Annotated in this window: 24 protein-coding genes; 6 read left to right on the forward strand and 18 right to left on the reverse strand. The window is 47.0% G+C overall.

What is annotated here, in order from left to right; genetic code table 11:
- Nucleotides 1-42: 42 nt before the first annotated feature.
- The 9 genes from AC4EHJ_RS08305 to AC4EHJ_RS08345 all read right to left on the reverse strand — a co-directional run bounded on the left by AC4EHJ_RS08305 (nucleotide 43) and on the right by AC4EHJ_RS08345 (nucleotide 8,432).
- Nucleotides 43-1,044, reverse strand: coding sequence for an ABC transporter ATP-binding protein (locus AC4EHJ_RS08305; RefSeq protein WP_490975091.1), 1,002 nt, complete (start codon nucleotides 1,042-1,044; stop codon nucleotides 43-45).
- The gene (locus AC4EHJ_RS08310; RefSeq protein ID WP_490975092.1) at nucleotides 1,010-2,023 is read right to left on the reverse strand and encodes an ABC transporter ATP-binding protein; all 1,014 of its coding nucleotides are present in this window, start codon (nucleotides 2,021-2,023) and stop codon (nucleotides 1,010-1,012) included. The genes AC4EHJ_RS08305 and AC4EHJ_RS08310 overlap by 35 nt, the downstream gene beginning before the upstream one ends.
- 7 nt (nucleotides 2,024-2,030) lie before the next feature.
- Entirely contained in the window at nucleotides 2,031-3,590 is a 1,560-nt protein-coding gene (locus AC4EHJ_RS08315) for a glutathione ABC transporter substrate-binding protein (RefSeq protein ID WP_490975093.1), read from the reverse strand.
- A 16-nt stretch (nucleotides 3,591-3,606) separates the two neighbouring features.
- Nucleotides 3,607-4,494 (reverse strand): ABC transporter permease, encoded by an 888-nt coding sequence (locus AC4EHJ_RS08320; protein ID WP_490975094.1) that lies wholly within the window; start codon nucleotides 4,492-4,494, stop codon nucleotides 3,607-3,609.
- Nucleotides 4,495-4,509: 15 nt separating this feature from the next.
- Nucleotides 4,510-5,451 (reverse strand): ABC transporter permease, encoded by a 942-nt coding sequence (locus tag AC4EHJ_RS08325; RefSeq protein ID WP_490975095.1) that lies wholly within the window; start codon nucleotides 5,449-5,451, stop codon nucleotides 4,510-4,512.
- Between the two features lie 355 nt (nucleotides 5,452-5,806).
- A complete protein-coding gene (locus tag AC4EHJ_RS08330) occupies nucleotides 5,807-6,256 on the reverse strand; it encodes an Lrp/AsnC family transcriptional regulator (RefSeq protein WP_490975096.1) in 450 nt (149 codons plus the stop codon).
- Nucleotides 6,257-6,335: 79 nt separating this feature from the next.
- On the reverse strand, nucleotides 6,336-6,809 hold the full coding sequence (locus AC4EHJ_RS08335; protein WP_490975097.1) for a GNAT family N-acetyltransferase: 474 nt from the start codon (nucleotides 6,807-6,809) through the stop codon (nucleotides 6,336-6,338).
- An 84-nt stretch (nucleotides 6,810-6,893) separates the two neighbouring features.
- On the reverse strand, nucleotides 6,894-7,742 hold the full coding sequence (locus AC4EHJ_RS08340) for a patatin-like phospholipase family protein (RefSeq protein WP_490975098.1): 849 nt from the start codon (nucleotides 7,740-7,742) through the stop codon (nucleotides 6,894-6,896).
- A 15-nt stretch (nucleotides 7,743-7,757) separates the two neighbouring features.
- A complete protein-coding gene (locus AC4EHJ_RS08345) occupies nucleotides 7,758-8,432 on the reverse strand; it encodes an SOS response-associated peptidase (RefSeq protein WP_490975099.1) in 675 nt (224 codons plus the stop codon).
- A gap of 216 nt (nucleotides 8,433-8,648) precedes the next feature.
- On the opposite strand from AC4EHJ_RS08345, the gene AC4EHJ_RS08350 reads away from it, so the two are divergent.
- Both AC4EHJ_RS08350 and AC4EHJ_RS08355 read left to right on the forward strand, forming a co-directional pair.
- Nucleotides 8,649-9,080, forward strand: a complete 432-nt coding sequence (locus AC4EHJ_RS08350; protein ID WP_135505354.1) for a hypothetical protein — start codon at nucleotides 8,649-8,651, stop codon at nucleotides 9,078-9,080.
- A gap of 117 nt (nucleotides 9,081-9,197) precedes the next feature.
- On the forward strand, nucleotides 9,198-10,397 hold the full coding sequence (locus AC4EHJ_RS08355) for an MFS transporter (protein WP_490975100.1): 1,200 nt from the start codon (nucleotides 9,198-9,200) through the stop codon (nucleotides 10,395-10,397).
- Nucleotides 10,398-10,410: 13 nt separating this feature from the next.
- On the opposite strand, the gene AC4EHJ_RS08360 is transcribed toward AC4EHJ_RS08355, so the two are convergent.
- Entirely contained in the window at nucleotides 10,411-10,599 is a 189-nt protein-coding gene (locus AC4EHJ_RS08360; RefSeq protein WP_490975101.1) for a hypothetical protein, read from the reverse strand.
- Nucleotides 10,600-10,708: 109 nt separating this feature from the next.
- Nucleotides 10,709-11,191 carry a metal-dependent hydrolase gene (locus AC4EHJ_RS08365; protein ID WP_490975102.1) on the reverse strand — a complete coding sequence of 161 codons (483 nt, stop codon included), beginning with the start codon at nucleotides 11,189-11,191 and terminating at the stop codon, nucleotides 10,709-10,711.
- A 91-nt stretch (nucleotides 11,192-11,282) separates the two neighbouring features.
- On the opposite strand from AC4EHJ_RS08365, the gene AC4EHJ_RS08370 reads away from it, so the two are divergent.
- The 4 genes from AC4EHJ_RS08370 (at nucleotide 11,283) to AC4EHJ_RS08385 (ending at nucleotide 14,745) form a co-directional block, all read left to right on the forward strand.
- Nucleotides 11,283-11,909 (forward strand): YfbR-like 5'-deoxynucleotidase, encoded by a 627-nt coding sequence (locus AC4EHJ_RS08370; RefSeq protein WP_490975103.1) that lies wholly within the window; start codon nucleotides 11,283-11,285, stop codon nucleotides 11,907-11,909.
- 91 nt (nucleotides 11,910-12,000) lie between these two features.
- Nucleotides 12,001-13,302, forward strand: coding sequence for a hemolysin family protein (locus AC4EHJ_RS08375; RefSeq protein ID WP_490975104.1), 1,302 nt, complete (start codon nucleotides 12,001-12,003; stop codon nucleotides 13,300-13,302).
- 141 nt (nucleotides 13,303-13,443) lie between these two features.
- Complete coding sequence (locus AC4EHJ_RS08380; RefSeq protein WP_490975105.1) at nucleotides 13,444-13,803, forward strand: YolD-like family protein; 360 nt, start codon at nucleotides 13,444-13,446, stop codon at nucleotides 13,801-13,803.
- A 93-nt stretch (nucleotides 13,804-13,896) separates the two neighbouring features.
- The gene (locus tag AC4EHJ_RS08385; RefSeq protein WP_490975106.1) at nucleotides 13,897-14,745 is read left to right on the forward strand and encodes a YihY/virulence factor BrkB family protein; all 849 of its coding nucleotides are present in this window, start codon (nucleotides 13,897-13,899) and stop codon (nucleotides 14,743-14,745) included.
- A gap of 68 nt (nucleotides 14,746-14,813) precedes the next feature.
- Here the strand turns inward: AC4EHJ_RS08385 and AC4EHJ_RS08390 are convergent, their stop codons facing one another.
- From AC4EHJ_RS08390 to AC4EHJ_RS08420, 7 genes are all read right to left on the reverse strand, one after another.
- Entirely contained in the window at nucleotides 14,814-15,782 is a 969-nt protein-coding gene (locus tag AC4EHJ_RS08390) for a dipeptidase (protein ID WP_490975107.1), read from the reverse strand.
- Nucleotides 15,783-16,505 (reverse strand): gamma-glutamyl-gamma-aminobutyrate hydrolase family protein, encoded by a 723-nt coding sequence (locus AC4EHJ_RS08395; protein WP_490975108.1) that lies wholly within the window; start codon nucleotides 16,503-16,505, stop codon nucleotides 15,783-15,785.
- A gap of 644 nt (nucleotides 16,506-17,149) precedes the next feature.
- Nucleotides 17,150-18,652, reverse strand: a complete 1,503-nt coding sequence (gene dacB / locus AC4EHJ_RS08400) for a D-alanyl-D-alanine carboxypeptidase/D-alanyl-D-alanine endopeptidase (protein ID WP_490975109.1) — start codon at nucleotides 18,650-18,652, stop codon at nucleotides 17,150-17,152.
- A 223-nt stretch (nucleotides 18,653-18,875) separates the two neighbouring features.
- Complete coding sequence (locus AC4EHJ_RS08405) at nucleotides 18,876-19,145, reverse strand: hypothetical protein (protein WP_490975110.1); 270 nt, start codon at nucleotides 19,143-19,145, stop codon at nucleotides 18,876-18,878.
- 120 nt (nucleotides 19,146-19,265) lie between these two features.
- Entirely contained in the window at nucleotides 19,266-20,189 is a 924-nt protein-coding gene (gene rbsB, locus AC4EHJ_RS08410) for a ribose ABC transporter substrate-binding protein RbsB (protein WP_490975111.1), read from the reverse strand.
- A 13-nt stretch (nucleotides 20,190-20,202) separates the two neighbouring features.
- Complete coding sequence (locus AC4EHJ_RS08415) at nucleotides 20,203-21,147, reverse strand: ABC transporter permease subunit (RefSeq protein ID WP_490975112.1); 945 nt, start codon at nucleotides 21,145-21,147, stop codon at nucleotides 20,203-20,205.
- Complete coding sequence (locus AC4EHJ_RS08420) at nucleotides 21,128-22,630, reverse strand: sugar ABC transporter ATP-binding protein (RefSeq protein WP_490975113.1); 1,503 nt, start codon at nucleotides 22,628-22,630, stop codon at nucleotides 21,128-21,130. Before AC4EHJ_RS08420 ends, AC4EHJ_RS08415 begins: the two co-directional genes overlap by 20 nt.
- Between the last annotated feature and the right edge of the window lie 9 nt (nucleotides 22,631-22,639).

Below are 22,639 nucleotides of genomic sequence, written 5' to 3' on the forward strand. Positions count from 1 at the left end.
CAGAATAAAAGCCAGCTGCCGGAGTTTCCCCCGGCACCCGGCTCATAGTTTGCCCGCGAAATGGCACGCCGCAAAATGATTTGGTTCATGTTCCACAAACGCCGGCTTGTCCACAACACAAACATCCTGCGCAATCGGACAGCGGGTGTGGAATGGGCAGCCTGTAGGCGGATTTGCCGGATTCGGCATATCGCCAACAAGGCGGATACGTTCGCGTTTCGCGTTGATTGCCGGTCTCGGAATCGCCGACAACAGCGCTTTTGTATAAGGGTGGAGCGGGTTATTGAAGATTTTGGATACATCGCTCATTTCCACCATATTCCCCAGGTACATAACAAGCACCCGATCGCAGAAGTAGCGCACAACTCCTAAATCGTGGGAAATGAACATATAAGAAAGATCGTACTTTTTCTGGATGGTTTTCAGCAGTTTCAAGACTTGCGCCTGCACTGAAACATCCAATGCCGATACCGCTTCATCACAAATGACAAAAGAAGGATTGAGGGCAATTGCCCGGGCAATGCCGATTCGCTGCCGCTGGCCTCCGCTGAATTCATGCGGATAGCGGTCGTAATGTTCAGGCTTCAGCCCGACTTCGGCTAACAAGCTCAAAACGGAATCTTTCCGCTCTTTCGCCGACATATCGGTATGCATTTTGAACACTTCATCCAATGCATGGCCGATTCGCTGTCGCGGATTCAGCGAAGCGTAAGGATCCTGGAAAATCATTTGCATTTCTTTGACGAATTTCTTTTTTTCCTTGCGGCTCAGATCCTGGATTTCCTGCTGTCCGAAGCTAATTGTACCATCAGTCAGCTCCTCAAGCCCGAGGATTGTGCGCCCCAGCGTGGATTTACCACAGCCAGATTCGCCTACCACTCCGAGGCTTTCGCCTTTGTATAATTTCAGCGTTACCGACTCAACAGCTTTGACATTGCCGACAACTCGTTTAAAGACCCCGCCTTTGATTGGAAAGTATTTTTTTACACCATTTAATTCAACGAGGACTTCAGGATTCGACCGTAACTCTTCCACTGCTTTCATCTTTTTCGGCCTCCTTTTCGTTCAACCAGCACATCGCGCTATGGCCATTGGATAAAGTGAAATTAGGAGGTTCCGTCACTCTGCATTTATCCATTGCGAATTTGCAGCGCGGATGAAAACGGCAGCCAGTGATCTGTTCATTCAATCCAGGCATATTGCCCGGAATCGGTTCCAGTTCAAATTCAGGATCATCGACGTTCGGTACCGAGTGCAACAACCCTAATGTATAGGGATGGCTTGGATTAGTGAATATTTCTTCCACCGGTCCTTCTTCGATTTTCTTTCCTGCGTACATGACCATGACGCGGTCTGCAACTTCTGCTACGACGCCCATATCATGGGTAATCATCAAAACGCCCATATTCAATTTCTCTTTCAAGTCTTTGATCAAGTCCAGAATCTGTGCCTGGATGGTAACATCCAGCGCTGTAGTAGGTTCATCCGCAATCAGCAAACTCGGATGGCAGGACAGGGCCATAGCAATCATGACCCGTTGGCGCATCCCCCCGCTCAGTTCATGCGGGTATTGGTTCAACCGTTTCTCCGGATTGGGAATCCCCACTTGCCGAAGCAATTCAATGCCTTGTATCGATGCTTCCGCTTTCGACACTTTATGGTGCAGCATCAGCGGCTCACGCAATTGAAAGCCGATTGTCAAAACCGGATTCAACGCCGTCATCGGCTCTTGGAAAATCATCGAAACCCGATTGCCGCGGATTCTGCGCATTTTTTCATTTGACAGATTTTGAAGAGGTTCACCGTTCAGCAAAATCTCTCCGCTTTCGATTGAGCCGTTGGATGGGAGCAAGCGCATCACCGATAAAGAAGTGATGCTTTTCCCGCAGCCGGACTCGCCGACGATGCAAAGCGTTTCCCCTTTATCAACATGGAAAGAAACATCTCTGACCGCTTGCAATGTTCCATCGGCTGTACGAAATGATGTAACCAGATTCTTCACGTCAAGCAATCTTTCTCCCATATTCTCCCTACTCTCTCGTTACGTCTTTTAAGCTCCATTGGCCATTCGGGTCCACTTTCAGCCCTTTGATTGATTTGTCAGTAGCTGAAGTTACAAGGCCGTGATACATGACGACGGCAATATCGTTTTCAAGCATGTACATATTCGCCTCATTCAAATGTTGCTCGCGTTCAGCCTGGTCTATAGTCGTACGTGACGCTTCAACCAATTTATCGAATTCAGGATCGCTGTACTGCGCACGGTTTGAATTTCCAACGTTATCGGAATGGAAGTTCGGGTAAAGCATCTCAGAACCGTCACTTGTAACATTCGACCAGCTCAAGAATGTCAAATCATATTCACCGCCGCGTGCTGTATCAAGGAATGTCGCCCATTCCATCATTTCAATTTCCACTTTGAATCCTGCATCAGTCAATTGTGCTTGGACAATTTCCGCCATCAAGACAAAATTGTCGCGGTTCGCTGCAAGCAATTTGATCGGCTCGTCCCCAAAACCGTTTTCTTCTACCAGTTTCTTAGCAGCTTCTGGATCGTATGCTGTTCCTGCTTTGTCTGCACTTTCGTTATAGCCAAAGACTTTCGGTCCAAGTACGCTGTCGCTTCTTACGCCCAATCCGTTCAATTTTTCAACAAAAGCGTCACGATCGATTGCTTGAGCGACCGCTTTTCGGAATGCTGGATCCTGGTTGCGCTCTTGTGAATGGTTGAAAGTCAGGTAGTAGACCGGAGTCCCTTCCTGTTTGGACACATCGACATTTTTCAAGCCTTCGATACGGGAAATTTGTTCTGGCGGCAATGCATCCAGGAAGCCTACTTCACCTGTCTGAAGCATTGAAATAGCAGTTGATGTTTCTGGCACTACTCTGAATACCACTTTATCAAGCGCAACTTCTCCATCCCAGTAGTCTGCATTTTTTTCAAGGACGATTTGGTCGCCAGTCGCCCAGCTGACAAATTTGAATGGGCCTGTGCCTACCGGATTTTGCATCAAATCTTGTTTTTCATCAGCAGTTGGGCTGATAATAGCAGCGTTTGAGTGGGACAATGCTGCAAGCAGCGGTCCGTATGGGTATTTCGTTTTGATTTCAACAGTTGTTTCATCAATAACCGTTACCGTATCCACCGGTTCTAATAAGGATGCACGTGGCGCGGCAGTTGCCGGGTCGCGCAACTTATCGTACGTATATTTGACTGCTTCCGCGTTGAACGGCGTGCCATCTTGGAAAGTGATGCCTTCTTTCAATTTGATCACCCAAGTCAGGTCATCTGTGTTTTCATAGGATTCTGCAAGCTTCGGTTCCAATTCCATTGTTTCCGGATTTCTTTCAAATAGGTTTTCATAAATCTGAGTCATGACGTTCGAAGAAACAGAGTCATTCGTCATTGTCGGTGATAATCCCACCGCATCAGAAGTTGAAGCATAAATAACTTCCTTCGCCCCTCCGCTTGCCGGCTCCGAATCAGAACCTGAACCTTCCTGCCCTTCTGGAATGGTACTTCCACCAGAACAAGCCCCTAAAATCAATACCCCGATCAATGTTAATAAAAGCAGCCAGTGTTTTTTCATTTAAATTCCCCCATTCTTATTGTTGTATATCCATATTCGGATCGAGCGCGTCGCGTAAGCCGTCTCCGAGTACATTAAATGCGAAAACTGTCAGCATGATGGCGATGCCGGGCACAATCGTCAAATGCGGAGATGTCCACATAAAGTCTTGGCCTTGTGAAATCATGGCACCCCATTCCGGAGTCGGCGGCTGTGCGCCAAGCCCTAAGTAGCTGAGTGAAGCAGTGGAAAGGATAGCGGTCGCCATCCGCATTGTTGCGAAAACAATGATTGGCGCGGTGGCGTTCGGCAAGATGTGCCTGGCCATGATCCGTAGATCCGAAGCGCCCATCGAGCGCATGGCCATGATGTATTCTTTTTCTTTAATCGACAATACCGAGCCGCGGACAATGCGCGCGCATGTGGGAATCGACCAGATGCTGATGGCGATTGCGACATTGACTAGGCTAGTTCCCAGGATAGCGATGATCAGCATCGCCAAAAGAATTCCCGGAAACGAAAACAGTAAATCGACAAAGCGCATGATAACAGCGTCAAGCTTCGGATAAAAGCCGGCGAGCATGCCCAGAAGCACTCCGCCGATAAGCCCTAATGAGACGGCAACTAATCCCACTACTAGAGAAATCCGTGCGCCGTAAACAATGCGGCTCCAGACATCCCTGCCATAATTATCAGTGCCAAGCCAATGGCCGTCACTGAACATCGGCAATTCACTGCTGGCAAGATTCTGTTTTATCGGATCATGTACTGTAATGGCTGGTGCAAAAATGGCCATCAGGATTTGCAGGATGACGATAATCAGGCCAGCTACCGCCAATTTGTTTTTAAACAAGCGCCGAATCGTGGTGACGATATATTTCTCTCGCTTTTTTTCTTTTAAAGCAACCGTTTCCGCTATTGCCATTGGGTCCCCTCCTTTTTAATCGAATTTGATCCTTGGATCGATATAGGTGTAGATGATATCAACAAGCAGATTGACAACTACGAACAAGGTGGCGACGAGAAGCACAGAACCTTGGACCATTGGAAAGTCCCGGGCAGCAATGGCATCAATCATCAAGCGGCCGACCCCATTGATTGCGAATACTTTCTCTGTGATGATCGTGCCGCCAAGCAGGAAACCGAAGTTCAAGCCGATGACTGTGATAATCGGAATCATTGCGTTCTTTAATGTGTGGATCCATATAACGTTTTTCTCTTTAACACCTTTCGCACGCGCTGTCCGGACATAATCGGCACGGATTACTTCAAGCATAGAAGACCGTGTCATGCGGGCAATCATAGCAGCTGAACCTGTGCCAAGCGTAATGGCCGGCAGGATCAATTCTTTAATTCCCGCGAGCGTGTAGAAGGGGTTGGTCATCCCTCCTACCGGCAACCATTGGAGATTGACCGAGAAGACCAGAATAAGCAATGCCCCTAGCCAGAAGTTCGGTATCGAGATGCCCGCTAAAGCAAAGGTCGTTGCCGATACATCGAGCAAAGAATTTTGCTTCAGCGCCGAGATCAGCCCTGTGATGATTCCGATGACCACCGCAACGATCATGCTGGCAATTGCCAGTTTCAACGTGTTTGGAAAGCGGACCGCAATGGCATCAGCAACTGGTTGGGCTGTCTGATAGGAATAACCGAAATCCCCTTGCACTGCATTACCGACGTATCGTACGTATTGTGTAAGAAACGGATCGTCCAAGCCGAGATTCGCTTCGATTGCCGCAATATCTTCCGCCGTAGCAGTTGGGCCGCCAATGATAGCTGCCGGATTTCCGGGCGCAATATACATAGAAGAAAAGACAAGAAATGAGATTCCGAATAGCAAGAATGCCAATTGCATTATCCGGCGGATTATTAAAGCAAGCATTGTTCCTCCCCCTCTTTACATTTGTTAAGTGTTTAAATGAAAACGATTAACAAATGATTTTTTTGATTTCTTTGATTATAGAGCAAGTCTTTTAAAAAATCTATACGAATTTTCAAAAAAGTCATTATTTTTTATTTTTTTCATTCATAAAATTATAATTCTATTGAAAAATCCTTCTTTTAGTTCGTTTTTATAATAATTATTATACATTTTGAAATATATGGATGAAAACGCTTTCCAATATTTTGGAATACAAAAAGAAAGCATCGCAATTGACTATAAAAAAGGATTTTCTGAGAAATAATCAATTTTCCGCACAAAAAAAGCCTGCAGCAATTGAATATGCTGCAAGCTCTTAAAGTTTCAAACCATTTCTGCTCTTGAAACGGCGTAATAAAATGTGGCTTTCTACGCGCGTGATTCCTTCAAGCGCATATAATTCCTTGTTAATGAATTTCTCCAGATCAGTAAAGTCATCCACCAAGACATGCATGTGCAGAGTCGATGGACCGGTCATCTGGTAGCAGCTTGCAACACTGGGGTTATCCGCCAGCGCCTGCGCAACTTCAACAAGGGAGGATGGTTCACAATCTACTTCAAAGAAACCGGATACTTTTTTTCCAACTTTTTCGCTATTAATGACCACCGTGAACTTTTCAATGATGCCCGCCTCGGTCAGTTGATGGACACGTTCCCGGACTGCCACGCGTGACAGGCTCAATTCTTTACCGATGTCGACATACGAAGAACGGCCGTTGACCGTCAATAAATCCAATATCTTCTTATCAATTTCATCCAATTTCATAAGCGCACCTCTAAACTATATTTTTGTATATGATTATACGTCCTTTACTTCCGTTTTGAAAGATAAATTATAATTATTTTTACTTTTCGAAATCATTTATATGTAATGTTTTAATTTTATGATAAATTACACATGGAATTCCAGGCTCCGGTTCAAAGCTTCCTTGCAGTTTAAAACCAAACATTTCATACAATTTTCTAGCGGGTTCATTCAATGTGCCTGTGCTGACGATAAAATCGCTGCATGGAAAATTTTCCAGCAAATGCGCAAGTAATGTACGTCCTATCCCTTGCCGAAAATGTGCGGGTGCAACGGCTAGCCGGTGGATATCGACTAAGGGCCCCTTCACTTTGTAGGAAATGAAGCCGGCCAACACTCCGTTGGAATACCCAATGAAAGTTTCGCCCGAATTCTGAATTTCCAATATGGACTCATTTAATTGCGGAATGCCGTCGAATCCGATCAGTTCGGCTTCAACTTGGTAGGCACGCTTTTGCAGACGTTGAATTTCTTTTGCCGTTTTTTCCTGGTGATGGTTCAATCGTTCAATCATAAATGCACCTCTCTCCGATTTTACCATATTTCCGATTATTGGCGGGCGCACCGCCATATAAAAAAACCGCTGGCTTCCAGCGGTTTAGCGGCTGATGAATCTGTAGATCACGTCCATCATCTCTTCAGTATCTTTATAGCCTAGGTCGTAGAGCTCCGTCAGCTTTCCGACATCGCGCTCCATACCGGTCATTTTGAAATATTTAGAGGGCCGGATGACCAGCACAGTCCCTTCCGCTTCCATTTTTTCAATAAGTTCCATTGTTGTATTATAGCGGATAGCCCAGTCTTCCAGGTTCTTGATGATTCCTGGGAACTGGCGGTAAAAGGTAGGCACGATGCGTGCAAACGAATTCTTTTTTTTGCGGTACCCTTTCTCTTTGGTGAGAATGATGACTGGCCTTGTCACTTCATCCTCCAGTGCTTTTCGGATCGGCAGCGGATCTGCAAGCCCCCCATCCATCAACAGGCGCCCATTGTACTCGACCGGCCGCGCCATCAACGGGATTGAGCTTGATGCCCGGACAATCGATAGAATGTCATCAGCATGCTCATTCTTTCTATAGTAGATTGCTTCACCCGTCATGCAATCGGTCGCCCCCACTACGAATTCTTCGGTGGCTTTATTGAAATTCATGTAATCGAATGGCACAAGACGATTCGGAATTTCGTCAAAAATCAAATTCATGCCGAACAATTCCCTTTTAAGCAAGAGGTTCTTTACTGATATATAATCCGGATGATGTACAGAGCCGATCGTCACTTCACGGTTGCGTCCGGATTGCCGCGACACATAAGAAGAAGCATTGCATGCGCCTGCCGAGACTCCGATAATGTAATCCACAAACAATTCTTCATTCAGGAATTTCTCCAGAACTCCCCCTGTATAAACGCCCCTCATGCCTCCTCCTTCTAAAATCAGGCCACTCTTCATTTGGAATCCCTCCGATCATCCCACTTTTCGAATCAATTCCGGTCCATTATGCTTTGGCGAATTGACAGCATCTGAGACTTCAAAAGTTTCCATTTCCTCCGAATCGAACGGTTTCAATAAGTCTTCAAGAACCTGTGGATCCTGTTTTGGATTGAGCCAGAGTTTCTCTCCTTCTTCCGACAGCATGACCGGCATTCTGTCATGGATTGTCCCCATCAATCCATTGGCCTGTGTCGTCAGAATGGTGCAGCTGTTCACAATTTCACCCTCGGGCGATTGCCATGTTTCCCAAAGCCCAGCAAAAGCGAAAGGCTTCCCGGACTTTAACTTGGCGAGCATGGGAATTTTGCCTTCATCAGTACGCTGCCATTCGTAAAAGGCATCCGCAATCACCAAGCAGCGTTTTTTCTTGAACGCATGGCGGAAACTTGGCTTTTCCGCTGCAGTCTCTGCTCGGGCATTGATCATCTTATAGCCGATTTTCTGATCTTTCGCCCACGGCGGCACGAGCCCCCATTTCAAATAGCCAAGCCGGTTCTTCGTCCCGTCGTTTACCACCGCCAGCACTTTTTGGGAAGGTGCGATGTTGTAGCTGGGCGAATACTCCGCTTCGCCAACCGCACTTTCTTCAATGTGAAACCGTTCTAAAATCGTTGCATAATCCGCATATAAAGCGTATCTACCACACATGCAAACACTCCTTTCCACACTTTCTTCCATACCTTTAATATAACAGAATTTTCCGCCTTTTAATTGTTATCAGCTCATTTTTCCGTTATTACCCCCTTTCTTTATTCGCATGCACCCATTGTGTGCTCTTGGCAAATCTCAATAGCCCGTTTCATCCCCATTTATGGCCAAAGAGTGGTATAATAAGACATAAAGAGCTTTACAAGGAGGAATTACATGGCTACTGCACGAGAAATGAGTCTGGTAAACAAAGATTTTCTGGTAGAAGAATTAGGGCTGAAACAACAAGGCAACTCATCGGTATTTGCGAACGAGGATTGCTTCGTATTATCTCCATCAGTCCAGCGGTACGAAAAAGGTTTTGATATCAGCGAATTCAGCTTGGCGAAATTCGACCCGGAGCGTCAACAAGGCTTTTTGATCGTACGGTATATGGATACCTTTTTGATGGCTAAACTCGAAAGCTTCAAAGAAAAAATGATGCCGCCTGAACTCCAGATCAAGAAGAAAAACACGAAACCACATTGGAAGTTCACGGTTGCTGAAAACCCGGCTTACCATCTGGTAAATACCCAAAACAAAGAACTTCGCTATCGCCTTCAAGAACCTTCGAAGAAACAGATTCTTTCTTTCTTCAATAAAATATGAAAAAATCCCGCAATCATTCGATTTGCGGGATTTTTTCATGTCTTGCTCCATCACAATTCCATTGCAGTTGATTAATGGTAATATATTGATATCGCCAAGCGAATGGATGTGAATTCTATGGAGCTCCAAAAATACACTTCCAAAGACAAAGATTTTTGGAAGATCATGCTCAGCTTGCTTCTAGCTTCTCTTTTCATCTTCGCCAACCTGTACGCCGTGCAGCCGTTGCTTCCGCTTTTCGTCTCAGAATTCCAGGTTTCGATTTCTACATCCAGCCTGGCGCTGTCTTCGACGATTGTCGGGCTGATTGCCGGCTTGATCATTCTCGGCTTCTTTTCTGACCGCAACGGCAGGCGAACTTATATTATCTATTCCTTGCTCGGATCGGCGCTCCCTTTTTTCCTGCTGCCGTTCACCGAATCCTTTACATGTTTTGTTGTTCTGCGCCTTATCCAAGGTTTTGCGCTGGCAGGAGTTCCGGCAGCGGCACTGGCTTATATCAGTGAAGAGATCGACCGGAAAGACATCGCGTATGCGACCGCTCTCTACATTTCCAGCAATGCGCTTGGCGGGATGATTGGCCGTGTACTCGCCGGCTATCTGTCTGACCACTTTTCCTGGCAGACCACCTTCTTTGTTTTCGGGGCAACCGGCCTTTTACTTTTTGTCGCTGTGTTGCTTCTGCTGCCGAAATCCCTTTATTTCCAACCGAGCGACCTAAGCTTCTCTAAAGACATTGCAGGCTTCCTTTTCCATTTGAAAAACCCTTCTTTGCTTGTTGTCTTCGGTCTTGGGGCGGTTCTGCAGATTTCGTTCACAGGTATCTGGACTTATTTGCCGTTCCACCTTGAAGCACCTCCTTACTCCATGACGCTGCAGACCATTTCTTATTTCTTTTTCGCCTACGGAATCGGTGTCGCGGGTTCGCCGCTGGCTGGGCGCACCGCAGAACGATTCGGCCTCCGTACTGTGCGCAGAGCTGGTGTAGTGATTTTGTCTTTAGGGATTTTGATGACCCTCAGCTCCCAAGTCTGGCTCATCGCAGTCGGTTTATGTGTGACATGCCTAGGCTTCTTTACTGCCCATTCTTTGACAGCAGCTTCCGTAGGACAGCAAGCTGCCCATCACAAGGGAAGTGCTTCGAGCTTGTACCTTGTCGCTTATTACATCGGCGTCGCTGCAGGCAGCTCACTGTTAAGTCCGCTTTGGACCGCTGGCGGCTGGAACGCTTTGGTGCTGTTCACCGCGTCGCTGCCTATGCTGTACCTGTTTGCTGTATCGATGTACCGTAAAAATGCCGCCTCGGCTAAAAGCTGAGGCGGCATTTTTTTCATTCTTTTTCATTTTCTTTTATCGGCGTTTCTTCATCGCCCACTCCAAGGTTGCTGTGCGCTCCCTTTTTTCCCATGTCTCTTCCGTCTTCACTGGATTCCTGCTCGATGCTTTCAAATTCTTCCCGTTCGCGGCGTTTTTTTGAGCCGCCGAGAGGGCGTTCATTCGAAAAGTCGTCTTTTCCCATGAATTTCGCCTCCTTTTTTTCGTCTATAAGGCGATTATTCCCTATAACGCAGCGATAAAACTCCTGTTTCAGGTTCATTTTATAGCTGGCAGAATTTCTGGCTAGTATCCTATTGGAAGTAGATTGAGAAAGCGTCATAACCAAAATAGACAACCAATACTGAAAGCGCGGAAAATACCAAGTATTCAGCAGTTCCGCCAGTTGTTGTTGTGATTGGAAAGCGGATCGTCGCTTTCAATGGGAAAAATAATTTAATGCCATTTTTCGTCGCCATATCCAGTACAAGATGGCTGATCATTCCGACCAGAAAACCTGCGCTGATGGCTTTGTCCACTCCAAGGGCATTAAACAGGATGCCTATCAGCACTAAGAAAAGAAGGCTGTGAGTAAACGTCCGGTGACCGAACAGAACATTGATGATTTTCGATAAAACCGGGAACGAGCGGCCGATTTTGCTGCCTCCGTGGCAAATATCCGGCAGCAGCGCCCCTATAGTTCCGGAGCATAAGAGTATAACCGGATCGTAATGTGTAATTTGGGCAAACGCCAGGCTTGCGGCGATGCCTCCGATGATGTGTGTTTTTCCAGTCATGTCGCATGTTCCCCTTTTTTAGTATCTTCTTTTATTATACTGAAAACCGGGTATGATGAGGTATAGAGAAAAAATAAAGGAGTCGAGGGCGATGGGAATCCATAGGTTTTTTACCTCATTAAATGATTTGGAGCGGATTATCCGTGCTCCAGGTAGATTTAAGTTTGAAGAGCATAACGTAGCGGCGCATTCCTGGAAAGTCAGCCAATATGCGATGTTCTTTGCTACCATTGAAGAACGGGCAGGCAAAAACGTCGACTGGAAGTCGCTATACGAAAAAACCATCAACCATGACTTTGCGGAAGTGTTCATCGGCGATATCAAGACGCCCGTCAAGCACTCTTCACCCGAACTTAAAGAAATGATTGCAAAAGTGGAAGAAGGCATGATGGAAAAGTTCATCTACCGCGAAATCCCTGAAGAATTCCACGAAGTGTTCTTTGACCGTATGAAAGAAGGAAAAGACGCTTCCACCGAAGGGCGTCTGCTGGAGATGGCAGACAAGCTCGACCAATTCTACGAGTCGTTCGCAGAATTGAAACGCGGCAATTCGGACAAGGAATTTGTCGCGATGTACCGCATTGCCTTGAAAAAGCTGCTGGCGATTCCGCTTAAAGCGAGCGTTGATTACTTCCAGCATGTCATCCTTGAAGACGTCATCAGTGAAGACTCGATTGTTGATATAAAGGAAATCACGCGCCAGGTACTGGCTGATTAATCTAAAACGATAGGTTTTGCCTTTTAACTATGGTAAATTTATAATAATACCAAAAAAATCCGGAGGTGAATCCCTTATTTAAGGGAATTTATTGGACCCCATACTTTTATTGAATTTAGCTTTGCTCATCTTATTAATCGCGTTGACAGCCTTTTTTGTAGGGGCTGAATTTGCCGTCGTCAAAGTCCGCATGTCGCGCATTGACCAGCTCATTGAAGAAGGCAATAAAAAGGCGCTTACGGTCAAAAAAGTTGTCGGGAATCTGGATTATTACTTATCCGCCTGCCAGCTCGGAATTACGGTCACAGCACTTGGCCTTGGTTGGCTCGGAGAACCGACCGTGGAGCGGATCCTGCATCCTGTTTTTGATGCATTCGGCATCCCGTCATCGGTTTCGGCCATCGTTTCGTTTGTCCTGGCTTTCTCGCTAGTGACTTTTTTGCATGTCGTCATCGGAGAAATGGCGCCGAAATCATTAGCGCTCCAATTCGCCGAACGCATGTCGCTGCTATTGGCCCCGCCACTTTACTGGTTTGGCAAAATCATGGCTCCAGTCATCTTTCTGCTTAACGGTTCGGCGCGTGTTTTCCTCCGTCTTTTCGGTGTCCAGCCTGCTTCTGAAGAACAGGCCCATTCGGAAGACGAACTGAAAATCATCATGGCACAAAGTTTTCAAAGCGGCGAAATCAACCAAACCGAATTGTCCTTCATGCAGAATATATTTGCATTCGATGAGCGCAGCGCTAAAGATGTCATGGTGCCGCGTACCCAGATTGTGGCTTTCCCGCAAGATTTGAGCTGCGAAGAACTGTTGGCCGAACTTCGGGAACATCGCTACACGCGCTATCCCATTGCCAATAACGGCGATAAAGACGATTTGATCGGTTTTATCAACGCCAAAGAAATTTTGACCCATTATGCGCTTGTGGGCGATGTGAAGATGCCCGATTTTATCCATAGCCTTCCCTATTTCCATGAAACGACGCCTCTTCAGACAGCGTTGATGAAGATGCAGAAAGACCGCACGCATATCGCTTTGGTGATTGATGAATATGGCGGAACGTCAGGGATTATTACAATGGAAGACATCTTGGAAGAAATTGTCGGGGAAATCCGCGATGAATTCGATGATGAAGAAGAAGCTGAAATCATTAAAGAAAGCGATGACCGCTACTTGTTAAATGGGCGTGTTTTGCTGAAAGACCTTGAAGAGCGATTCAATCTGGAGTTTGAAGATAGTGACGATATTGATACGATTGCAGGCTGGATCCAGCATCAGCTGGTGGAAGCAGAAATTGGCGACATCGTTTCAAAAACTGGGCAACGCTGGATTATCCTCGAAATGGAAAACCACCATATTGTAAAAGTCTCATTGGAAATTCTAAGAGATTGACAAAAAGCAGGACATCTCATTGCAAATGTCCTGCTTTTTTCCGTTTAAACGGACATTATTTTCCAGTTGGCATTGACCATAAGGGTGACCTTCTATATTATAAGAACAAATGTTCCTATTTTAAAAGAAGGAGGAATTTGCATGAAACTGAACAGGCAATTAAAAGTGAATGGACAAATCAAAGATCGGGGTACGATCAAGTGGACAGCGATGATGCTGCCCGAACATGTGCAGATGCTACGCGACTGGCAGAACCACGAGCGCAGCGATACCAGACCCCGTTTGGATGAATTCGACCTTGAAGCTCTTTACGAGGAAATCCACTTGGCTTATAAGCGGCAATGCCTTATCGAAATCCGTGTCTGGCAAGAAGAGGTGAAAGCTTTCACCGGGGTTGTCGCGGCGATAGACCTTAGGCTCAAGATGCTGTCCTTAGACAGCAGCGGAAACGTATTAAAGTTTTCTTTTGACGCCATTATTGGAGCAGCAATGCGTGAATAGCTCCATAAAATACGGTCGATTTCAAAATTTCGGGATTAAACCGGCTGGCAATGGGGCATATAGAGAATAGTCTTAAGGATGGAGGTCGGATATATGAGTAAATTTATGTCGTATGCTAAAGCAGTCGGCGGAGAAATTAAAACAGACAAAGCCACTACCTTAGCTGCTGCACAAGCCTATTATTATTTATTAGCAATTGTCCCTTTATTAATTTTGCTATTGTCGATCTTGCCTTATTTGCAGATCGATCCGAATGCCGCTATGGAATTCATCGCCGGCATCATGCCAGGTGAAGTGGCGAGAACATTCGAAGACACCATTGTCAGCGTGGTCACCACGCCATCTGGCGGTTTGTTGACATTCGGTATCCTGGGGACATTATGGTCGGCTTCAAATGCCATGAACGCCTTTATCGAAGCAACGAACACAGCTTACGATGTTGAAGAAACCCGTTCGTTTATCAAAAAGAAAGCCATGGCCATCGTCTTGACGTTGTTCATGCTTGTTGCAGTCATCATCGCTTTGGTCTTGCCAATTTTTGGCGGAGCCATCATCGATGCAATCAGTTCTACCCTAAATTTGCCGGAACAGACAGAAATCATTTTCCAAGTTTTGCGCTGGGTTATCTCGATCGCTGTTATGAGCATCGTGCTGGCATTCCTTTACAAATTTGCGCCGAATAAGCAATTCCCTTTCAAAGAGGTATTGGTCGGTGCAGTCATCGCTACCGTTTTATGGCAAGTCGTGTCACTCGGATTTTCGATTTACGTGGCAAACTTCGGAAGCTATTCCGCGACATACGGAAGCTTGGGCGGGTTAATCGTCTTGATGCTTTGGTTCTTCTTGACCGGTTTGATCCTCGTGATCGGCGCCGAAATCAACGCTGTCATCCATAAACGCAAGAATACGAAAAACGCTCCTGCGCAAGTGTACGAGGAGTAGCAAAAAGGCGCACCGCTGAATTCAGCGGTGCGTCTTTTTTCATTTACAGCGCTATTGTTTGCTGCCTTTCAGCTTTTTTGCATCTTCATGCCTGGCCGATGTTCAAGGAAATTCCGGCAAGCGAAACCCGCCACTTCATCTTCCGAATAATGCTTTTGCAATTCGTTTACAAGGTTTTGGAACTTCGAGGCATTTTCTAAATCAATAATGTGTGAAGCGATGCCGTCAAAATCGGAACCGATTCCAATTTGCTTTACGCCCCCCAGGCTGCAAAAATGGTCGATGTGCCGGATTAAATCCGGAATCATAATATCTTTCGGATTGGGTTTGATAAAGTCCAGGCAAAACACGACATCAATCATGCCGTCCTTCGCGAACATCGCCTTAGCTTGTTCATCATCCAAGTTTCTCGGGTGATTACAAAGCGCCCGCGCATTGGAATGGCTCGCAATAGGATAATCAGCGAGTTCCATAACGTCCCAGAACCCTTTCACTGATAAATGCGAAACGTCCGTGAAGACTCGGTTTTCATTGTTCAAACGCACCACGTCCTTGCCAAGCAGGGTCAGCCCTCCGCCTCGGGGTTCCCCGGCGCCGTCCGCGCATAAATTCGCATTGTTCCACGTCAATCCGATTGACAGCACACCCAGGCGATACAGTTGGCGCAGCTTCATCAAATCATTGCCGAAAGCATCCGCTCCTTCAAGTGTCAAAACAGCACCAATTTCGCCATCCGCCAGCGCATCGATATCTTCCCAGCGTTTAATGTGCTTCATAGCAGCATTCTTGCCAAGAATTTCCGTGTAAAACAGATCGACCTGTTCAAGCGCGTGCTGCCATTTTTCATTGTCAGGCAAATCCGGATACAGAAATACCGCAAAAAATTGGACTTTGACGCCGCCTGAACGGAGCCGCTCGTAATTCGTTTCAATTCCATCCGCATCCGTGAAATTCAACGGCTGCTGTTTGTAGAAAGCCCCTCTTTTAGCAAGCTGCAATTTCAGTAAGGCGTCGCAATGCGTATCGATAATCTGCACTTATTCATCCCCCTCTTCCAGGCACGCTTCGATAAATCCGTTGAAGATGCCGATAGAAGGGGCGTCCCCAGCAATAGCCATATTCTCTGGATGCCATTGCACCCCCAACACAAAATGATGCTCCTTGCTTTCAATCGCTTCAATCACACCATCGCTTGCTGTACCGCTTACGAGGAAAGACTCCGGCACCAATCTGTTGGCTTGATGATGGCGGCTGTTGACTTTCAATTGTGTCTTCCCCGTCAAGCGCTGCAGCAGAGAACCTTCTGGGATGTGCACGAAATGCGAACCGTGGAATTTCGGCGCCTTCTGCTGATGCTGAAGCAAGTCTCCTTCTTTCTGAGTGGTGATATCCTGATACATATCCCCGCCAATGGCAATGTTCAAAATCTGTGCCCCGCGGCAAACAGCCAGAATCGGCTTGCCCAATTCCAGCACCTTTTTGATCAGCGCCAATTCAAACGCATCGCGCGAGGGAATGATCACTCCGAGGTTCGGATGCGGTTCTTCGCCGAATAGCGTTGGATCGATGTCGTAGCCGCCAGCAGCAAATAACCCATCAATTCGGTTCGCAATCTGGTCGATGTCTTTTTCTGCCAATAAATGCGGAAGCATGATTGGCAAGCCGCCTGCCTGTAAAATAGCTTCTGTGTCCGCCTGTTCGATTGTGTAGTGTTCTTTGCCCAATTCTTTCGATGCCGTGATGCCAATGATTGGTTTCATGCTATTTCCCCCTGTGACTGAATATTTTGTCTGAATATATTAAACATACAGAATTACCCGCCAAAATGCCAGATGAACCGAAAGATATTTCTGTGTAAGGAGAACCTGTGGGTAGGCTCTTTTCATTGCGCTTCAACGTACTTTCATGTCTCGAAGCTAGCGAAGCGATGCAACGTTTTTTCATGTCCCGAAGCTAGCGCAGCGTTGCAGGGACAGAGACAGGCGGACGCGTTCCGCGGGCCCGCCTTACGCTTCATTCAAAGGTATTTCTTAATATAGAAAATCATCTCTTTTACCAAAGATCGTGAAAGATATCCTTTCTGTAGTTTCTCAAGGTTCTACAGATATGGAGCAAAACAGCTCCGACTCCCGCGAGACAGCGCAGTGCCGAAATCCACTCGGGCGTTAGCACGAGTTAGTTCGGCGCAAGCCCGCAGGAAAGATATGGCCGAAGGTAGTTCGGCCGTATCTTTGCGACGAAGCAGCGCAGCGATGCAACGCACTTTCATGTCCCGAAGCTAGCGAAGCGTTGCAGGGACAGGAGCATATGGGCTTGCGGGGCTATTTTGCGGAATATCGGCTTTAGTAATACTACTCTCCAACACTTAAAAATCCCGATAAGCAATCGCTTATCGGGATGGCATTTATTGTTCTTCGCCGTATTCCGCTATTGCTGATGCAATGGCATCTTCGATTGGCGTCACGGTCGCAAGATCGTTATTGATCAGGATTGAGAAAATCAATTTTTCCCCGCTGCGTGTTTCTGCATATCCGGATAATGCTGAAACAGCTGTCAGTGTTCCCGTTTTAGCGGTGACATTGCCAGTCGCTTCCCCTGTTTTCATGCGGTTGCGGAGCGTCCCGCCTACGAAACGTTCAGGAACACCTGCTACTGGCAGCGAGTTCAAGTAAGCTCCGAACCATTCTTCCTGCTGCGCTCCGTGAAGAAGAGCCGAAATTTCATTTGCAGGGACAAGGTTGACATGCGACATGCCCGAGCCATCGCGCAGCTGGACCGTGTCCATATTCACGCCGAGGTCTACAGCAACGTCTTCAACAACTTCAAGCCCAGCGTCCCAGCTTCCTTTACCGGAAACTGCCTGGCCCATTTCTTTCACCAGCACTTCAGCATGTCCGTTATTGCTCAGTTTCATAAACGGAATGTAAAGCTCACGCAAGGTCATAGATTGACGCTCAGCCAGCATAGTCGAACCTTCCGGTACCTCGCCCATCTTCATGCCATGTTTGCCAATCAATTCGATTCCTTCTGCAGCCAAGGCGTTTTCAAACAAGTCCAAGGCGTATCCCGATGGTTCCGTCACGGCGATCCACTCACGCGTACGTGAACCTTCAAGCGGCATTTCGCCTTCGATGATGATGTCGTTTGACCCGTGGGCGCGGATGATGGAAACTGTTTTCTTGCCGCCGACTGCCACTGTGGTCGTGTTATTGATGATGTTGACGTAATCCGTATGGGGCGTCAGCGTTACTGCTGTTTCAGCTCCTTGCGCATCGCCGGGATTCACTTCGACAATGACAGAGCCCGCATCGTAATCTTCGTTCGGCGAAGCCGTCAAAGCCGACACTTCAGCGCCGTAGTAATAGCGCTCGTCTTTCCATGTGATGTCTTCGGAAAGCCGTTCATCGTCATACCACGTGTCATCTCCGATAAGGTCGCCTTTCACTTTTTCAATGCCCTGGCTTTTCAGCTCAGCGGCAAATTCCTCAAAGTCTTTTTGCAGAAGCGTAGGATCGCCTTTCCCTTTCAAGTATAGGTTTCCTTGCAAAACTTTTCCTTTGAGTTGGCCATCTGTATGTATTTCTGTGCTGAAACGATGATTTTCTCCTAAAGTCTCCAGCGCTGCCGCTCCGCTGAACAATTTCGTGTTCGATGCCGGCGTCAATCGGGAATCTCCGAAATGGTCGTATATCACTTCTCCGGTCTCCGCTTTGCGTATGCTGACGCCTGTCGTTGCACCGTCCAGGCGTTTATCCTGCAGCAACAAGTTGATGTCATTTGCGAGTCCTGCATAATCGTCATCTGCCTCAGCCCCTTGATCGGAATTTCCACCTTGGACAGGCGATACTGCCAATACAGCTGCCAGTACGACAGGCACCCCCCACTTCAATGCACGTTTCTTTTCCACTTTTCCAGCCCCTTTTTCCTAGTGATAAAAAAAGCATAGCACACCAGGAGAAAGAATTTTCTGATTTTTTAACAAATGATTCCAACTACTTAGTATATTTTCATTAAATAGGAATATGTTCCATAATTTATAAAATAGATGATTTTTTTGTTCTTGTGCATAGACCGATAAACCTAACGCAAAAGCCGCAAAGCATTTGCGCTTTGCGGCTCGGTTTCATTACTTACATGTCCCATTGCAGGCCAGTCGAGTAGATAAGGCGTTCCCCAATAAAGATTCTGCATTCTGTATTCGGACATTTTGCTGACAATGAAATTTTGATGTCTTCAGACTCCCCGCGGCTGTTTTTCAGTTTTCCATAAAGCCGTGAACTCAAGTGCAAGCCGATGTGTTCATCCTGCAATACGCCGTCGACGTAAAGTTTATCATTCAACAGCGTATTTTCCACGTGAATGCTATGGTCTTCGTATTTCAGCTTCCAGGTGTTTCTCATCCAATCGCCTCCGCCCCAAGGTTATATTACTGCCAGTATAACAAAGCCCTTCACCAAAGGCGCCTATTCAGACCTGCCCAAATAAAAAAGGCATCGCGTTTTCACGATGCCAGGCTTTCGTTATTCTTTAATCAATTCCAGTTCAACTGGAATTGATGCTTCCACTTCTTCGCCGTTAAGCGACTTCACTGCAGCGTCAACTGCCATTTCACCAATCATTTGCGGTTTCTGCGCAATCGTTCCTGCCAAACGGCCTTCTTCCACTGCTTTCACAGCATCATCAGTTGCATCAAAGCCGACAACTGTAATGTCTTTTCCTGCAGCTTCAATCGCTTCAAGAGCCCCTAAAGCCATTTCGTCATTATGGGCAAACACACCCGTAATGTCAGGGTTCGACTGAAGAATGTTCTCCATAACAGTCAATCCTTCTGAACGGTTGAAGTTAGCTGTTTGTTTAGCAACCACTTCCAAGCTGTCTGCTGCAATTTTGTTGAAACCTTCACCGCGTTCGTTTGCAGCAGAAGATCCTGGTACCCCTTCAAGTTCAGCAACTAAAGCACCTTCGCCGACCAATGACACAAGGAATTCTCCTGCCATTTCACCGCCAGCAATATTATCCGAAGCGATGTGTGAAACTACTTCGCCGCCAGCTGCACTGCGGTCAACTGTAATAACTGGGATGCCAGCCGAGTTCGCTGATTCCACTGCAGCCGTTACCGCTTCCGAGTCAACCGGGTTAATCATGATCAAATCCACGCCTTGCTGGATCAAATCTTCTACGTCACTTGCTTGTTTTGAAGCATTGTCCTGTGAATCTACAACCGACAATTCAGCGCCAAGTTCTTCCGCTTTCGCTTCCGCGCCATCATTCAATGTGACGAAGAACGGGTTGTTTAATGTAGAAATCGAGAATCCGATTTTGAATTCCCCGCTTGATTCTCCGCCGCCTTCCTCTTCTTCAGACCCAGAGCCTGGGGCTTCCATTGAACACGCTGCCAAAATAAGCATTGCCAACAACACCAACAATAATTGAACCTTTTTCATTTCTCAACACTCCCTATGCTGTTTTTTTACGGTCCAATAAGACCGCCAATAATATTACTGCACCCTTCACCACTTGCTGGAAGAAGGAGGTTACCCCAATAATGTTCAAGCCATTATTCAATACGCCGATAATCAACGCGCCGATCAATGTTCCGACAATCCATCCGCGCCCGCCGGTTAAACTGGTACCGCCGAGGACGACCGCTGCAATTGCATCAAGCTCGAACATCTCTCCCGCGGTTGGCTGCGCCGAGTTCAAACGGGAAGTCAGCATGAGCGCCGCCAAAGCCGATAATAATCCCGTCAGCGAGTAGACATAAATTTTGATGCGGTCTGTGTTGATGCCCGACAAGATGGAAGCTTCTTCATTGCCGCCGACCGCATAAACGCGGCGGCCGAAAGTCGTTTTCTTCAAAATGAAATACAAAATTCCGAAGCTGATCAGCATGGTGACAACCGGAATCGGGATTCCAAGAAAATAGCCTTTGCCAAGCATCTGGAACGCCACATTGTCGCCTAGCCCGGAAATCGGACGGCCTTCCGTGTAGACGAGCGTCAGCCCCCGGTAGATGGTCATTGTGGCAAGAGTCGCGATGAATGGCGCCACTTTCCCTTTTGCAATGATGACACCGTTAACTGCGCCAAGGATAGCTCCGAGCAGCAGCCCCGCAAGCATTGCCAAAATCGGATCAATGCCGCTCGCAATCAAGCCTGCGCTCACAGCACCGGTCAGCGCCAAGATAGAGCCGACCGATAAATCGATGCCTCCAGTCAAAATAACAAAAGTCATACCGAATGCAATCAACGCGTTAAAGGAAACTTGTCTCAGCACATTGAGCAAATTGTTTACGGATAGGAATCCAGGCTCTAAAATCGAAAATATTAGGACAATAACAATCAATCCGATAAATGGACCGATTTTTTGTAATAAAGATTGATTAGTGTTCTTTAACTTCATGGTTCCCGCCTCCTGCAGCAAAATGCATAATTCGTTCCTGGGTCATTTCGGCTTTTGGCAAATCAGCCGCTACTTTTCCTTCGTGCATGACCAGCACGCGATCCGCCATCCCGATGACTTCAGGGAGTTCCGAGGAAATCATCAATATCGCAACTCCGCGTTCTGCAAGGCTGTTGATGATTGAATAGATTTCCTTTTTGGCTCCGACATCGACGCCGCGCGTCGGTTCATCGAGAATCAGCAGCTCGGGTTCGATCCCCAGCCATTTGGCAATGACCACTTTCTGCTGGTTTCCGCCGCTTAAGGATTTTGCCGTCTGCTGCGGCCCTGACGTTCGGATGCCCAAGCGTTTGACCATGCTGTCGTACAACGAGCGTTCTTTTGTTTTGGAAATCAGGCCGTTTTTCGAAATCGCAGAGAAATTGGTCAGACTGACGTTTTCTTCGACGGTGAAATCGACGATCAGCCCCTCACTCTTGCGGTCTTCCGTTATATAGCCAATGCCCAATTCCTTCGCTTGTTTTGGAGTTTTTATTTTTACAACCTGCCCATCAAATTCGACTGTCCCTGAATCCGCTTTCTTATAGCCGAAAAGCGACTGCGCCACTTCGGTGCGCCCTGCGCCCATCAAACCGGCGATCGACAACACTTCGCCCCGGCGGATTTCAAAACTGACATCTTCAAAGCAATCCTTGCGGCTCAAGCCTTTTACTGCCAGCTTTACATCGCCGATCTCGGCATTGCGCTGCGGAAAACGTTCGCCGAGCTCGCGGCCGACCATCATCTGGACGATTTCTTCAAACGATGTTTCCGATATCCGCTTGTCCCCTACATACTCGCCATCCCGCAAAATCGTTATACGATCGCAAAGCGAAAAGATTTCTTCCATGCGATGTGAAATGTAGATGAATGATACGCCGCGCTCTTGCAATTCACGAATCGTCGCGAACAAGGTATCGATCTCGCGATCTGTCAACGCCGCTGTCGGCTCATCCATGACAATCACTTCTGCTTCAATAGCCAGCGCTTTCGCAATTTCCACGATTTGCTGCTGGCCGACGGACAACGAACTTGCCGGTGCTGCCGGATCGATATCCAGGCCCAGGTCCAGAAGCGCTTTTTTCGTTTTCTGTTCCATTTTTTTAGTTCTGATGATTCCAGTGCGGCCGAATGTCTCTTCATTCCCTAAAAACATATTATCCATAATCGACAAATGCGGGAGGATGTTCAGCTCCTGATGTATTACAGCTATCCCAGCTTCTTCCGCTTGCTTCGGCGACGTGAAATGGACTTCCTTGCCTTTTACTTCCACCGTTCCGCTGTCGCGCGAGTAAATGCCCGTCAGTATTTTCATCAGCGTCGATTTGCCTGCGCCGTTTTCCCCCATCAATGCATGGATTTCTCCAGGTTCCAATGAAAACTGTACATTCTTCAATACTTGGTTGCCGTTGAATGACTTCGATATATTGGTCATTTTAATCATTGGGATTCA

Source organism: Planococcus sp. TJ-301 (assembly GCF_058268475.1).